Source organism: Halobacillus sp. BBL2006, from assembly GCF_000786645.1.
GTDB lineage: Bacteria > Bacillota > Bacilli > Bacillales > Halobacillaceae > Halobacillus.
In genome coordinates this window covers 1-622 of sequence record NZ_JRNX01000714.1, presented here as the reverse complement: position 1 = coordinate 622, position 622 = coordinate 1, and the positions used below count along the sequence as shown (strand labels likewise).

The following is a 622-nucleotide window of genomic DNA, read 5'->3' as shown; positions in this document are numbered from 1 at the left end:
GGTGAAACAGTCGGATTGCTTGGTGAAACGGGTGCGGGAAAATCCTCTCTACTTCAACATATACCCCGATTGTACGAAAAACATTCCGGTGAAATCTTTTTAGATAACATACCTATCGAAGAACTAGACATCAAACGAGTGAGGGAGCAGATCAGTTTCGTACCTCAGGAAGTCCATCTGTTTTCTGGGAGTGTACGTGAGAATATTGCCTGGGGAAAAGAGGAGGCATCGATGGAGGAAATTGTAGAAGCAGCAGAAATTGCACAAATTCATTCCTTCATTAAATCTTTACCTGATGGTTATGATACCAAGCTTGGACAAAAAGGTGTTTCCTTCTCAGGCGGTCAAAAACAGCGGTTGTCTATAGCTCGAGCGCTCGTTCGCATGCCTAAGATTTTAATTCTCGATGATAGTACCAGTGCTCTGGATGCAAATACAGAAGTGAAGCTGTTGGAGAACCTCAAAAAACAAAAGAGTACAGTTTTCCTCGTTGCTCAAAAAATCAGTTCTTTGAGGGAAGCGCATAGAATTTTACTACTTCATCAAGGCAGGTTGATCGCCCAGGGTTCTCACGAGGAGCTCCTGGAAAATAGTCCATACTATAGAGAAGTTTATCAATCCC

General features: G+C 42.8%; 1 protein-coding gene. It reads left to right on the top strand.

Annotated elements, in window-relative coordinates; all coding sequences use genetic code 11:
- The coding region (locus tag LD39_RS18700; RefSeq protein ID WP_035551632.1) for an ABC transporter ATP-binding protein at positions 1–622 on the top strand (622 nt) is incomplete at both ends.